The organism is Pseudarthrobacter sp. C1, from assembly GCF_034720455.1.
In the GTDB taxonomy this organism is placed as follows: Bacteria; Actinomycetota; Actinomycetes; order Actinomycetales; family Micrococcaceae; genus Arthrobacter.
In genome coordinates this window covers 253,192-267,417 of the sequence record NZ_JAYESK010000004.1, presented here as the reverse complement: position 1 = coordinate 267,417, position 14,226 = coordinate 253,192, and the positions used below count along the sequence as shown (strand labels likewise).

Genomic DNA, 14,226 nt, shown 5'->3' with positions numbered 1-14,226 from the left:
CCACGTGCCCTCCCCTACCCCCTACAGCTGCGAACTTGTGTGCTTTCCCCCCTTGCCAACAGTGGCAGGGCAGGTGCATTGTAATGACCAAGTCTGAGGGGGAAACTGACTGGTCTCCGGCGTAGGAGCCTGAAATGTATTCATGCCAGTTACACCCGCAGCAAAGTAGCCGCGGGTCTTACCCTTCGTCTAACCCCGGCCGAGAATCCAACGGGTGACGAACCATGTTTGGCTGGGTTACCCGGTTCAGCATGCAGTTTCGGATTCTGGTTCTCGCGATCGCAGCGGGCCTTATTACTTTTGGCGTAGTAAACATTCCACATATGGCTGTGGACACGATGCCGGAGTTCGCCCCCGCACAAGTCGAGATCCAGACCGAAGCCCTCGGGCTTTCCGCCGCTGAGGTCGAACAGCTCATCACCGCCCCCATGGAGGCGGACCTTCTTAATGGCGTGGCCTGGCTGGACGAGATACGCTCCAAGTCCGTTCCCGGCCTGTCGTCCATCGAACTCGTCTTCGAGCCCGGTACGGACGTCCTGCGTGCACGCCAGCTGGTGGCGGAAAGGATGACGCAGGCCCACGCGCTGCCCAACGTCTCCTCGCCGCCCCTGATCATGCAGCCGATGTCGTCCACGAGCCGCGTGATGATGATCAAGATGAACTCCACCGAGCTCTCGGGCATCGACATGTCCGTCCTGGCCCGGTGGAAGATCAAGCCGCGCCTGATAGGCATCCCGGGCGTCGCAAACGTGTCTATCTGGGGCCAGCGCGAACAGCAGCTGCAAGTTGAAGTCACTCCCACGCAGCTCCGCGACAAGGGCATAACCCTTGAGCAGCTGGTCAAGACCACGGGCAACGCCGTCTGGGTTTCGCCGCTGAGCTTCCTGGAGGCATCCACGCCGGGTACCGGCGGCTTCGTGGAGTCACCCAACCAGCGCCTTGGCATCCAGCACGTCCTCCCTATCCGCACCCCGGCCGACCTGGCAAAGGTCAGCGTGGAGGAAGCGGACCCGCCGGTGCTCCTGGGCGACATCGCCCAGGTCAAGGAAGGCCACCAGCCGCTGATCGGGGACGCCGTGGCCGGCTCAGGTGCAGGCCTGATGCTGGTCGTCGAAAAGTTCCCGGGCACCAACACACTGGAAGTCACCCGCAACGTTGAAGCCGCGCTGAAGGACATGGAGCCGGGCCTCACCGGGATCCAGATCGACACGTCCGTCTTCCGGCCGGCAACCGGCGTCCAGGAATCCGTCGACAGCCTGGGCCTCTCCCTGCTCATCAGCCTGCTGATTGCCGTAGCCCTGTTCTGGCTGCTTTTCCGCTCCTGGCGTGCGGCTGTGATTGCGCTCGTGGCCATCGCCACGACGGTCACGACGGCCGCAGTTGTGCTGTTCGCCCAGAATGCAACACTCAACATCGCCATCCTGCTCGGGGTTCTGCTCGGCACATCGGTAATCGTGGGCGACATTGTGGAAGACATCCAGGCCCACCGGCGGCTGGCCTCGGGCCAGGATGTGGCGAAGCCGGGAACTTCCCCAAGGTCGAGGATCAGCCTCATCGCGAAGGGAATCCGCACTCCGCTGTTCCACGCATCGCTCATCATGGTGGTTGTCCTCGTTCCCACGCTCTTTCTGACCGGGGTCGGCGGCTCGTTCTTCACCCCGCTGTTCTGGTCACTTGCGCTGACCCTCGCCGCCGCACTGATAGTTGGCCTCTCCGTGACGCCCGTGCTGGCGTACTTCCTGCTTCCGCCGAAGACTGCTCCGGCCAGGGAACTTCCCGCTGTAGGACGCGCGAAGGCCTACTACGGCCGCGCGCTGGACGGAATCGGTCCCCGGAAAGGCCTTGCCGTCGCGGTGGTGGTGGTTGTGGGAATGCTGGGGATCGTAGCCGGTTCCCAGCTGACGCAAAACAGGCAACTTGTTCCCACGATGCCTGACCGCACGCTTTTGGTTCAGTGGGACACCATGGCCGGGACCTCCAACGATGAAGTCCAGCGGGTTGCCGCCAAGGCCGCCGAGGAACTTCGGGCCCTTCCGGGGGTCTCCGGAGTCGGCGGGCACCTGGGACGCGCCATTTCAGCAGACCAGGTGGTAGGCAACAGCTCCGCCGAGCTGTGGGTGTCGATCGACCGGGGCGCCAACTTCGGCGAAACCGAGCGTGCCGTGCGGGAAGTGGTCCAGGGTTACCCTGGCATCGCGCACAACGTGATGAACTACTCGCAGCAAACCATCGGAGATGTACGCTCCAGCATGGAACCGGACTTTGCGGTCCGGGTCTTTGGAACGGAAATGCCGGTGCTGCGTAAAAAGGCAGAAGAGGTCCGCCAGGCCCTCCAAAAGATCAACGGGGTGAACAACCCGACCATCGACGCACCGGCCGTGACCCCGATAGTGGAGGTCCAGGTCAACCTCGAAGCCGCCCAAAAGGCAGGTATCAAGCCCGGTGACGCAAGGCGCGCCGCTGCGACCCTGATGCAGGGCATCGTGGTTGGGAACCTCTTTGAACAGCAGAAGGTTTTCGAAGTGGTTATCCGGGGGGCCGTTGGCGTCCGGGATGACCTGACAAGCATCCGTGAGCTGCTCCTTGACACCCCCAACGGCGGCCACATCCAACTGGGGCAGATCGCCGACGTGCGGATGGTCCCGAGTGAAGTCGTGGTCCAGCACGATGCTACGTCGCGGCGCATCGACATTGTCGCCGACATCAGCGGACGCCCCTTGGAAGATATTCAGCGGGACATCCAGGCAGCCGTCCAGCAAATCGAGTTCCCGCTCGAGTACCACGCCGAGATCCCCACGAAATATGGTGAACTCCAGGCCGCGGATACCTTGGTGCACGGACTCGGAGTTGCTGCCGCCCTGGCTGTGCTGCTTCTGCTCCAGACAGCGGTGAGGAGCTGGAAACTGGCTGTCGCCACCTTCCTGGCCCTTCCCGCCGCGATGTCCGGAGCAGCGGTGGCGGCCTGGTTCGGATCGGCGTCGCTGTCCTGGCTGTCACTGACAGCGTTTGCTGCCGTCCTTGCCATCGCCGCGCGCAACGCAGCCCTGTTGTCCGCACGCGTCGACGAGATCTGGCGGGAGACTGCCGGAGCTTCGCGCACAGACGTGGTCATGCAGGCAGCCCGGGACCGCGTGTCGCCAGTCCTGAAGTCGGCCATCATCACGCTGCTTGTGCTGATACCGCCCGCCTTCATGGGCGGCACGGTCGGCCAAGCCTTGATAGGGCCGATGCTGCTGATCCTGGCCGGTGGCCTGGTGACCACAACGCTCGTGGGGCTCTTCATCCTCCCGCTGCTCACCCTGTGGTTCGGTCCCCGCACCGAGCCCGAAGAGTGGTCGGAAGTCTACGAATCAGAACATCCAGTCATGTCGATGCCGGAAAAGGTGAAAGTATCATGACCAGCAAAAGCCTCCTTCGGCGCCTGCCAGTCGCAGCTGCCGTCTGCGCCGCCCTGCTGTCTTCACTGCCGGCCTGCGCCCAATCCACAGCGCAGGCGGAGTCTGCAGCCGAAGCGCCTGCCAAGGTGGAGAAGAACGCCACCACGGGAATTGCACGCATAACGCTCAGCCAGCGGGCCATTGAACGGCTTGAACTGCTCACGGAGACCGTCAAGCCGGCGGATGGAGGCATCCTCCTCCCCTACGCTGCCCTGCTTTACGACGCCGAGGGGAAGACCTGGGTTTACGGGAACCCCGAACCACGGGTGTTTGAACGCCAGGCCGTCACCGTGACCAAAGTGGAGGCTGGTGTTGTCACCGCCAGCGCAGGTCCCGCAGTGGGTTCCCAAGTGGTGACCGTGGCCGCCGCTGAGTTGTTCGGCGCAGAGTTCGTCACGGGCAAATGACATGCGCCGGATAGTCGCCGCCAGCCTCCGCTTCAGATCCATCGTCATCGCGTTGGCGGCGGCTCTGATGATGGTTGGCGGCGCCCAGCTCAGCAACGCCTCAGTGGATGTCTTCCCTGAATTCGCGCCGCCAAAAGTCGAGGTCCAGACAGCATGCCTTGGCCTAACGGCCGCGGAGGTTGAAGAACTGGTATCGGTTCCCATGGAGGAGGCCTTCAACGGCATAGACGGCCTCGACCACATGCGCTCCAAGTCAGTCCCGCAGTTGTCCTCGATCGTCATGGAATTCGAGAACGGCACGGATCTGCTGACTGCACGCCAGCTGGTATCCGAACGGATGGCGACAGTCATTCCCACCCTGCCCACCTGGGCAGCCCCGCCGGTGATGCTGCAACCGCTGTCCTCCACCAGCCGGGTGATGAAGATCGGCCTGTCCTCCGACACGCGGTCCCTGATCGAGATGTCCATGATCTCCTACTGGAACATCAGGGCCCATCTGCTCCGCGTTCCGGGTGTGGCGAACGTGGCAATCTGGGGCGAACGCCTCCAGATGCTGCAGGTCCAGGCGGATCCCGCCAGGCTGGCGACCCACAAGGTCAGCCTGGAAACAGTGATGAATTCTACGGCCAATGCGCTGGATGCCGGGCTCCTCCATTACTCCTCGGGTGCCATGATCGGCACCGGCGGATCCCTGGACACGCCCAGCCAATCCATCGGAATCCGCCACGTCCAGCCCATCACCACCCCGGAAGACCTCGCCCAGGTGGCGCTGGAGGACCGGGAGGGGCAGCCACCACTGAAGCTGGGCGACGTGGCAAATGTCGTGGAGGACCACCAGCAGCTTATTGGTGACGCAGTGATCAACGGCGGCCCGGGCCTGATGCTGATCGTGGAGAAACTGCCGTGGGGAAACACCCTTGAAGTCACCCGGGGCGTTGAAGAGGCAATGAAGCAACTCGAACCCGGCCTGACCGGAATTGCCGTGGACACCACGATTTTCCGGCCGGCAACATTCATCGAGGAATCCCTCAATAACCTGGGCGTCGCCCTTCTCCTTGGCTGCCTGCTTGTCATCATGGTGTTGAGTGTCTTCCTCTTCCAGTGGCGGACGGCGCTGGTCAGCGTGCTGGCCATCCCCTTGTCGCTGGTGGCGGCTGCCCTTGTGCTCTATTGGACCGGCGGCACAGTCAACACCATGGTGCTTGCGGGGCTGGTGATTGCGGTCGGGGTGGTGGTGGACGATGCCATCATCGACGTCGAAAACATCGTCAGGCGCCTTCGGCACCACCGGGCAACCGGGGGCACGGGAAGCACGGCGAGGGTTGTGGTCAACGCGTCCCTGGAGGTCCGGGGACCCATCGTTTATGCCACACTGATCATCGTCGCGGCCACGGTTCCGATCTTCTTCCTGGACGGGCTGACGGGGGCCTTCTTCCGGCCGCTGGCCACGGCCTACACGTTGGCAGTGTTCGCGTCGATGCTCGTGGCCCTTACGGTGACCCCCGCGTTGGCATACATCTTCCTCCGGAACGCCAAGCTGGAGGACAGGGATCCGCCCGTGGTCAGGGTCCTCAAGCGCTGGTACAGCAAGGCCCTCCGGCCCATCGTCCGGCGGCCAATTCCCGGTTACCTCGCCTTGGCCGCCTTCGGCATGGTGGGCATAGTGGCGGCACCGTTGCTGGGCCAATCCCTGCTCCCTTCCTTCAAGGAACGCGATTTCCTCATGCACTGGCTTACCAAACCAGGTACGTCCAACGCCGAAGAAGTCCGGGTCAGCCAGCTGGCCTGCAAGGAACTCATGACCATCCAGGGCGTGAACAACTGCGGATCCCACACCGGCCAGGCCTTCAACGCTGATGAAGTGGTGGGTGTCTACTTTGGTGAGAACTGGATCAGCGTAGACCCGGGCGTGGACTACGATTCCACGCTGAAGTCGGTCGAGTCTGTAGTGGCCGGCTACCCCGGTATCCAAAGGGACGTGCAGACCTACCTCAAGGAACGCATCCGTGAGGTGCTGACGGGGACCGGCTATGCCGTCGTCGTCCGCGTCTACGGCGACGACCTTTCGATACTTCGCCAGGAAGCCGACAAGATCAAGGAGATCCTCGGCGGCATTGACGGGGCCATCGGTGCCAAGGTCGCGCTCCAGTCCAACATTCCGCAGATTGATGTGGAGGTGAACCTGGACGCAGCGAACCGCTACGGACTGAAGCCGGGCGATGTGCGCCGGGCGGCGGCCACCATGGTGGCCGGCGAAGAGGTGGGCGACATCTACCGTGACGGCAAAGCCTACGACGTCCAGGTCTGGAGCCCGCCGGAGGTCCGGACGAGCGTCACAAGCATAGAGAACCTCGTGCTGGATACGCCGTCCGGGCAGAAGATCCGGTTGGCTGACGTGGCGGCCGTTTCGGTCAAGCCGACACCCAACGTCGTTGAACGTTCCGAAGGGTCAAGGCGCATCGATGTCAGCGCCAACGTCAAGGAAGGCGACCTGGCCAAGGTGGTGGAGAAGCTGCAGGACGGCATGAAATCAGTCCAGTTCCCGGTCGGCTACAGCGCCGTTGTCCTCGGCGAATACGCGGAACGGCAGGCCGCATCGCAGCGCCTGATGCTCTACTCCATCGTCGCACTCATCGTTGTCTACCTTCTCCTGCAGGCTGCTTTCAGGAGCTGGCGGCTTGCCACCCTGGCCATCCTGACCCTCCCGGTGGCGCTTGTGGGCGGGGTGATCGCTGCGCACCTCAGCGGCGGAATCCTGTCCCTGGGTTCCCTGGTCGGCTTCCTGACGCTGATGGGGATCGCGGCACGCAACGGCATCCTGCTCATCAACCACTGCCAGCACCTTGAACAGTTCGAAGGCGTCCCCTTCGGGCCGGAGCTGGTGCTTCGGGGGGCTGCAGAGCGGTTGTCGCCGATCCTGATGACCACGCTGGCCACCGCGCTGGCCCTGGTGCCGCTCGTTGTCATGGGCAACATCCCGGGCCACGAGATTGAGCATCCGATGGCGGTGGTGATCCTGGGCGGGCTCGTCACGTCGACGTTGGTCAACCTGTTTATCGTCCCCTCGCTGTACCTCCGCTTCGCCAAGGGCGGCCGCGGTCGGCGCAGCACCCCCGAACTGCAGCCGGCCCCTGCGGTGTAGTCCTCTTCCAACCAGTATGAAAGGCACTGAGATGACGCTTTTGGCACGCCGCCTCACAGCATACGGGTCCGCGCTGCTGCTGGCCTTCGGGTCGCTGACGGTGATCTCGGCACCAACGGCGGCCGCGCCGGCAGCCGAAGAACTCTGCGGCGAAGGGTCCGCGATTAATTTCGACCGGTCCGCCTTCCCGGAATATCCGCGGATCGACAACAAGTGGTTCCCGCTCAAGCCGGGCATGCAGTTCACCACGGTGGGCACCGTGACATCGGCTGACGGCGTACAGGCGCACAAGGTGGTCCATACGGTCACCGGCCTGACGAAGGTAATCGACGGCGTGACCACCCGTGTGATGTGGGACCGTGACTACTCTGACGGTGAACTGGTGGAGTCCGAACTGGCCTTCTTTGCCCAGACCCGTGCCGGGGATGTGTGGCTGTTTGGCGAATACCCTGAGGAATACGAAAACGGCGAGTTCGTGGGCGCCCCAAGCACCTTCATCAGCGGGCTCGCCAAGGCACAGGCGGGCATCGCCATGCAGGCAAAGCCCGAGACGGGCACGGCCTCCTACGTCCAGGCCTACGCACCCAAGGTTGATTTCCTCGACTGCGGGACAGTGTTCAAGACAAACCAGGAAGTCTGCGTTCCCACCGGGTGCTACTACGACGTCCTGGTGATCGACGAATACAACCCCCTGGAACCGCCCGAGGCCGGACACCAGCGGAAGTTCTACTCACCCGGAACCGGGCTGATAAAGGTCACTGCCGTTGGCGGTGAAGACCAGGAATTCATGGATCTGGTGAAAGTGCGGAAATTGAACGCCGAGAAGTTCGCGGCCGTCAACGCGCAGGCCCTGGAACTGGACGAAAGGGGATACGAGGTCAGCCGCAGCGTCTATGCCAAGACGCCGCGGGCCGAACTCAACTACTGAGAGGCAGAGGAAGTTCCTGGCCGGCATGAAGCCGGCGCAAGAAGGAGGGCGGCACCCGTGCCGCCCTCCTTCTTCGCCATCCGCTGCCGGCAGGGGCGCCTAGCGCACGTCCTCGTCAACCCAGTCCATGGACTTGGTGACGGCCTTCTTCCAAAGCCGCATCTGCCGGTCCTGCTCCGCCTGGTCCAGCTGCGGTTCCCAGCGCTTGTCCTCGGACCAGTTGGCCGAGCACTCCCCCAGGTCCTTCCAGAACCCGACGGCAAGGCCGGCGGCGTAGGCGGCACCCAGCGCGGTTGTCTCCACTACCTTTGGCCGGATGACGGGGACGCCCAGGATGTCCGCCTGGAACTGCATCAGCGCATCATTGGCCACCATGCCGCCATCGACCTTCAGCTCGGTCAGCGGAACGCCGGAGTCCGCGTTCACAGCGTCCAGGACCTCCCGCGTCTGGAAGGCGGTGGCCTCCAGCGCGGCACGCGCGATGTGGTTCCTGTTGACGAACCTGGTCAGTCCCACGATGGCGCCGCGCGCATCGGACCGCCAGTAGGGTGCGAAGAGACCCGAGAAGGCCGGCACGATGTACACGCCGCCGTTGTCCTTCACGGACGCAGCCAGGGTTTCCACCTCAGGTGCGCTGCTGATCAGGCCCAGGTTGTCACGCAGCCACTGGATGAGCGAGCCGGTGACAGCGATGGAACCTTCCAGGGCGTAGTGCGGCGCAGCGTCACCGAGTTTGTAGCCCACCGTCGTCAGCAGCCCGTTCTTGGAGTGGACGATCTCCTCGCCGGTGTTGAAGATCAGGAAGCAGCCCGTGCCGTACGTGTTCTTGGCCTCGCCTGCCTCGAAGGCCGCCTGGCCGAACGTGGCGGCCTGCTGGTCCCCGAGGATCCCGGCAACGGGAACCTCCCGCAGGAGTTGGGAGGTGTGCACGGTGCCGTACACCTCCGAGGAGGACTTAATCTCGGGCATCATCGTCCGGGGAACACCGAAGATGCCAAGGATCTCCTCATCCCACTGCAGGGTATCCAGGTCCATGAACAGCGTGCGGGAGGCGTTGGTGACGTCCGTGACGTGAACCCCGCCGTCCACTCCGCCGGTCAGGTTCCACAGGACCCACGAGTCGGTGTTGCCAAAGACCAGGTCGCCGGCCTCAGCCTTGGCGCGGGCGCCCTCCACGTTGTCCAGGATCCACTTGATCTTTGTTCCGGAGAAGTACGTGGCCAGCGGGAGGCCCACTTTTTGCTTGAAGCGGTCCGGTCCGCCATCCTTGGCCAGCTCGTCCACGATGTCCTGGGTGCGGGTATCCTGCCAGACGATGGCGTTGTAGACGGCCTCACCGGTGGTCTTGTCCCACACCACCGCAGTTTCACGCTGGTTGGTGATGCCGACTGCGGCGATATCGTGCCGTGTCAGGTTCGCCTTCGACAGCGCTGAGGCAATGACCTCCCGGGTGTTGTTCCAGATTTCGGCCGGGTCGTGCTCCACCCAGCCGGCCTGCGGGAAGATCTGTTCGTGCTCCATCTGCCCGGAGGACACGATGCTCCCGCTGTGGTCGAAGACGATGGCACGGGTGCTGGTGGTTCCCTGGTCGATGGCGATTACGTACTGGTTCATGGTTGACGTCCTTGTCTGTAATGGTGTTGAGCAGTGGTTGGGTAGGGGGTCAGGAGGCGGCCGTGACGATGATGGGGGCAATCCTGGCGACGATGCCGCCAAGGGCGCCGCCAACCAGCGGGCCTACCACCGGAATCCATGAATAGCCCCAGTCGCTCGAGCCCTTGCCCTTGATGGGGAGCAGGGCATGGGCAATGCGTGGACCGAGGTCGCGGGCAGGGTTGATGGCGTAGCCGGTGGGGCCGCCCAGGGAGACGCCGATGCCGACGACGAGGAGTGCGACAGCCAGCGGGCCCAGGCCGGAGGGGGTCCCGCCGAACGTCAGGATGACAAACACCAGGACGAAGGTGCCGATGATTTCGGTCACCAGGTTCCAGGAACTGGAGCGGATGGCCGGTCCGGTGGAGAAGACGGCAAGCTTGCTGGCAACCTCCTCTTCAGCGTCAAAGTGCTGTTTGTAGGCGAGCCAGCACACCACGGCGCCGAGGAAGGCGCCGAGCATCTCGCCGCCGAAGTACGTCAGGGTGGAAGCGAAATCCACCGGTACATCCGGCGCGTATTCGGCCTTTCCGTTAATCAGCAGCCCCAAGGTCACGGCAGGATTCAGGTGCGCCCCGGACTTTGCGGCCACGAAGACGCCCGCGAAGACAGCGATGCCCCATCCCCAGGTGACCATCAGGAACCCGCCGCTGTTGCCCTTTGTCCCCCTCAGGGCAACGTTGGCGACGACGCCGCAACCCAGAAGGGTCAGCATCGCCGTTCCGAATACTTCGGAAAGGAAAACTATTCCAAGAGACATCTTTGACTCCTTTTATTTTCAGATGGAGGTCCTTCGCGGGTTGAAGGACCGTGTGGCCGGGGCGGGTTGCCGCCCCGGCCGACAGCCGGGCCTCAGGCGACCAGGCTGTGGGTTTCTACACGGTGGAACTTCTGCAGCACTTCCTGGGCATGCTTGATTTCCGCTGCCCGGGCTGCGGCGTTCCAACCCAAGGGAACGGACAGCACTTCGGCCATTTCGTTGAGCAGCTCGCCCGTCACCAGCCCCCGGAACGCCAGGGAGGTCCGGCGGATGAGGACGTCCACCAGGTGCCCCACCTGCTCATGGGCCGCCATGAACTCAAGTTCACGGACGCTCAGTTCGCGGGTGGAGTGCAGCAGCCTGTCAGGTCCGGCGTCAAGGTATTCCATGACCGCTTCCGCACGTGTCCCGTACCTGGTCAGGAGCCCTGCTGTACGGTCCGCGTCACGGTTGTCGGCCATATGGGCCTTGATCCACTTCTGGACACCGGCCTCATCGGCAGGGAACCCGGCGCCGCCGCCGATAGGCAACTGCGCGGTGGAGACTTTGCGCTCCATCCCGATCTCAGCCAGGACGTCGTTCGTCATGTGTTCGGCGAGGGCACGGAAGGTTGTCCATTTGCCGCCTACCAGGCTCAAGACCACGGCGCCCTTTCCATTCCGGTCCAGTCCCGTTTCCCGGCGCTCGATGCGGTAGTCGCGGGAAACGAAGCCGGGCTGGGTGGCATCGTGGCGCGGCAGCGGCCGCACTCCGGAGAAGGTGTAGACGATCTGCTCACGAGTAACGGCGATGTCCGGGAACACGTGGCCTATCAGGTCGAAGAAGTACTCGATTTCCTCATCTGTGCAGACGGCGTCCTCCGCCATGTCCGCATCCACATCCGTGGTACCCACAAGGACCCGGTCACCCATGGGGTAGATCAGGACGATCCGCCCGTCCGTGTGCTCGAAGAAGATCTCCCTGCCGCGGCAGGCTTCAAGGAGCGCAGGGTGGTCCAGGACGATGTGGGAGCCCTTGGTGCCGCCCATGAACGTGGAGGCAGAGCCCATGGCGGCGTTGGTGAGGTCCACCCAGGCGCCCGTGGTGTTCACAATGACGTCTGCAGTGAAGTCGAATTCCTCCCCCGTCAGTTCGTCCCGCAGCCGCACGGTGCTTCCCCGGCCGGTGCCCGGATTGGGCTGTCCGGTGACGGACTGCAGCGAAACGTAGTTGCTGGCACGGGCCGTGCTGCCCTGTCCGTTGCCTGCACCGGTTGCCGCCAGCCCGGCTTTCTCCCCGTCCTGGAGGACATCGAGCGTAAGCCGCTCCGGGTTGTGCACGGAAGCGTCGAAGTAGGTCGCCGTGTATTTCACGTCGGGGCGGAGGCTGGGCAGCTCGGCAAGGGCACGCTGGCCGCTGCGGAACTGGTGACGCGGGACGGCGCCGCCATCCCGGGAAAAGGAGTCGTACAGGCTCAGTCCGAGCTTGATGAGGAAGGCACCCCGTTCCTTCGGCTTGCCGTGCTGCTTGTGCGTCAGGAAGCGAAGCGGTGCCGCAAGGACGCCGGAGAAGGTGCTGAAGATCGGGATGGTGGTCTGCAGCGGCTTAACGTAGTGCGGGGCGATGCGAAGCAACCGGTTACGTTCCACCACTGATTCCCGGACCAGGCGGAACTCGCCGTTTTCCAGGTAGCGGATGCCGCCATGGATCATGTGGGAGGAGGCGCCGCTGGCCCCCTGGCAGTAGTCGCCGCGTTCCACGAGGGCGACGTCCACGCCCTGCAGCGCAAGGTCACGGAAAGTTCCCACGCCGTTGATACCTCCTCCCACCACGAGGACCTTGGCATGTGGACGGCGCCGGAGGTGGTGCACTGCGCTGCGCTCCACTCCTGGCTTCGCCGCTGAAGCAATAGGTTGGACGTGAAAATCCTTGGGTCCCAAAACAACTCCCTTGGGGCTTTGTGTGACGCGGTACCGGATGGGTTTACCGCCGTTTCACCACTATTCTTTGGAGTAATGGAAAATGGAGTCAAGCACTATGCACAAACGTGCAGTCTGGAGGACTGATGGACCCCTCACGCCACTCTGACGCACTGCGGGCTGCACAAATGTATTACCTGCAGGACCTCACCATGGACGCCATAGCCCGGGAGCTGGGGACGTCCCGGTCCACGGTTTCCCGCCTCCTGTCCTCCGCCCGCGAATCCGGCCTGGTGCAAATCCAGATCCGCAATCCGCTGGATACGGGTCCCGAACTGGAGGGCAGGATCCGCCGGCGGTACGGCGTGGATGTCCACGTGGTTCCGGTCATGGAAATACTCAATGAGGCGGAAACACTGGACCGGGTGGCGATGCAGGCAGCGCGAACCATCGGACCGCTGGTGGATTCCAACGCGATCATCGGAGTGGCCTGGGGATCCACCCTGAGCGCCGTCAGCCGCCACCTCACCCGCAAGATCACCCATGACAGCGTCATCGTGCAGTTGAACGGCGCCGGCAACATGCACACCACCGGCATCACGTATGCCAGCGACATCATGCGGCGGTTTGGAAGCGCCTACGGGGCCAGGGTTGAACAGTTCCCGGTGCCTGCCTTCTTTGACCACGCAGCCACCAAGGTTGCCATGTGGAATGAACGCAGCGTGCAACGGATCCTCGAACTCCAGGCGAAGATGAGCATCGCAATTTTTGGCGTGGGCTCCGTGGACGCCGACTATCCCAGCCACGTGTATGCCGGTGGATACCTGGACGAGGCTGACCTCAACATCCTGGCAACCTCGGATGTTGTGGGCGACGTAGCCACCGTCTTCTTCCGCAGCGACGGCTCCTCCGACGGGATCGTCCTCAACGAACGATCCACCGGACCCGCACTCGCGCAGTTGCGGCAAGTCCGACGGAGGATCTGTGTAGTGTCCGGGGTGTCCAAGATCAACGGGCTCCGCGGAGCCCTGGCGGCGGGCCTGGCCACGGACCTGATCCTGGACGAGGCCACCGCGCGCCGCCTGGTGGATTTTGAAGGTCTCGCCACCGCTGGTGGGTAGAGTCGTGGCTATGAGAACTTCACCGCGGCTCAGCCTTAACAATGGCGTGCTGATCCACCAACTCGGATACGGGCTCTACAAGGTCCCGGCCGCCGACGCGGAAGGCCTCGTCGCCACTGCGCTCGCAGCCGGATACCGCCACTTCGACACGGCGGCGATGTACGGCAACGAAACCGGTGTGGCTCGGGGCATCAGTTCGCAACTGGGCGGTGACGCGGGCAGCGGCGGCTCGGGCGAGCTGTTCCCGGCTCTGTCCCGGGAAGACATTTTCGTCACCACGAAGGTGTGGAACAGCGACCACGGCTATGACGCCACGCTGCGTGCCTTTGATGAGTCCATGGTCAATCTCGGCCTTGACTACGTTGACATGTACCTCATCCACTGGCCTTGCGCCGCCCGCGGCCTATTTCCGGACACGTACCGTGCACTGGAAACCCTGTACCGGGAAGGAAAAGTCCGTGCCATCGGCGTCAGCAATTTCCAGCCCGCCCACTTTGACCGGCTGCTGCAGACCGCGGAAGTGGTCCCCGCCGTCAACCAGATAGAACTGCATCCGTGGCTGCAGCAGGCAGAACTCCGGACACTGCATGATGGACTGGGTATCCGGACCGAAGCGTGGAGCCCCCTGGGGCGGGGCCAGGTCCTCGCCGACCCCGTTGTCCGCGCCTGCGCCTCCGAACATGGCAAAACCCCCGCCCAGGTGATCCTCCGCTGGCATATCCAGCTGGGAAATATTGCCATCCCCAAGGCGAGCTCGGAGGTGCGGATCCGGGAAAACATGGACATCTTCGACTTCGAGCTCTCCGCCCGGGACATGACGGCGCTGGCCGGGCTGGACCGGGGTTACCGCACCGGGTCCCACCCGGACACCGTTAACTGA

General features: G+C 63.6%; 9 protein-coding genes. 6 read left to right on the top strand and 3 right to left on the bottom strand.

Annotated elements, in window-relative coordinates:
- The first annotated feature begins 224 nt into the window (after window positions 1-224).
- Genes U7114_RS08870 through U7114_RS08855 form a run of 4 tightly spaced genes read left to right on the top strand, consistent with a single transcriptional unit; the run spans window position 225 to window position 7,914 of the window.
- On the top strand, window positions 225-3,398 hold the full coding sequence (locus tag U7114_RS08870) for an efflux RND transporter permease subunit (protein WP_323057125.1): 3,174 nt from the start codon (window positions 225-227) through the stop codon (window positions 3,396-3,398).
- On the top strand, window positions 3,395-3,844 hold the full coding sequence (locus U7114_RS08865; RefSeq protein WP_321213604.1) for a hypothetical protein: 450 nt from the start codon (window positions 3,395-3,397) through the stop codon (window positions 3,842-3,844). The genes U7114_RS08870 and U7114_RS08865 overlap by 4 nt, the downstream gene beginning before the upstream one ends.
- Before the next feature lies 1 nt (window position 3,845).
- On the top strand, window positions 3,846-6,986 hold the full coding sequence (locus U7114_RS08860; protein WP_321213605.1) for an efflux RND transporter permease subunit: 3,141 nt from the start codon (window positions 3,846-3,848) through the stop codon (window positions 6,984-6,986).
- Between the two features lie 31 nt (window positions 6,987-7,017).
- The gene (locus U7114_RS08855; RefSeq protein WP_323057124.1) at window positions 7,018-7,914 is read left to right on the top strand and encodes a hypothetical protein; all 897 of its coding nucleotides are present in this window, start codon (window positions 7,018-7,020) and stop codon (window positions 7,912-7,914) included.
- Between the two features lie 99 nt (window positions 7,915-8,013).
- On the opposite strand, the gene glpK is transcribed toward U7114_RS08855, so the two are convergent.
- From glpK to U7114_RS08840, 3 genes are all read right to left on the bottom strand, one after another.
- Entirely contained in the window at window positions 8,014-9,528 is a 1,515-nt protein-coding gene (gene glpK, locus U7114_RS08850; RefSeq protein WP_323057123.1) for a glycerol kinase GlpK, read from the bottom strand.
- Between the two features lie 49 nt (window positions 9,529-9,577).
- Window positions 9,578-10,327 (bottom strand): MIP/aquaporin family protein, encoded by a 750-nt coding sequence (locus U7114_RS08845; protein ID WP_157242093.1) that lies wholly within the window; start codon window positions 10,325-10,327, stop codon window positions 9,578-9,580.
- 92 nt (window positions 10,328-10,419) lie between these two features.
- Complete coding sequence (locus U7114_RS08840) at window positions 10,420-12,192, bottom strand: glycerol-3-phosphate dehydrogenase/oxidase (RefSeq protein ID WP_370460710.1); 1,773 nt, start codon at window positions 12,190-12,192, stop codon at window positions 10,420-10,422.
- Between the two features lie 179 nt (window positions 12,193-12,371).
- On the opposite strand from U7114_RS08840, the gene U7114_RS08835 reads away from it, so the two are divergent.
- Window positions 12,372-13,346, top strand: a complete 975-nt coding sequence (locus tag U7114_RS08835) for a sugar-binding transcriptional regulator (RefSeq protein ID WP_157242091.1) — start codon at window positions 12,372-12,374, stop codon at window positions 13,344-13,346.
- 10 nt (window positions 13,347-13,356) lie between these two features.
- On the top strand, window positions 13,357-14,226 hold the full coding sequence (locus U7114_RS08830) for an aldo/keto reductase (protein WP_323057122.1): 870 nt from the start codon (window positions 13,357-13,359) through the stop codon (window positions 14,224-14,226).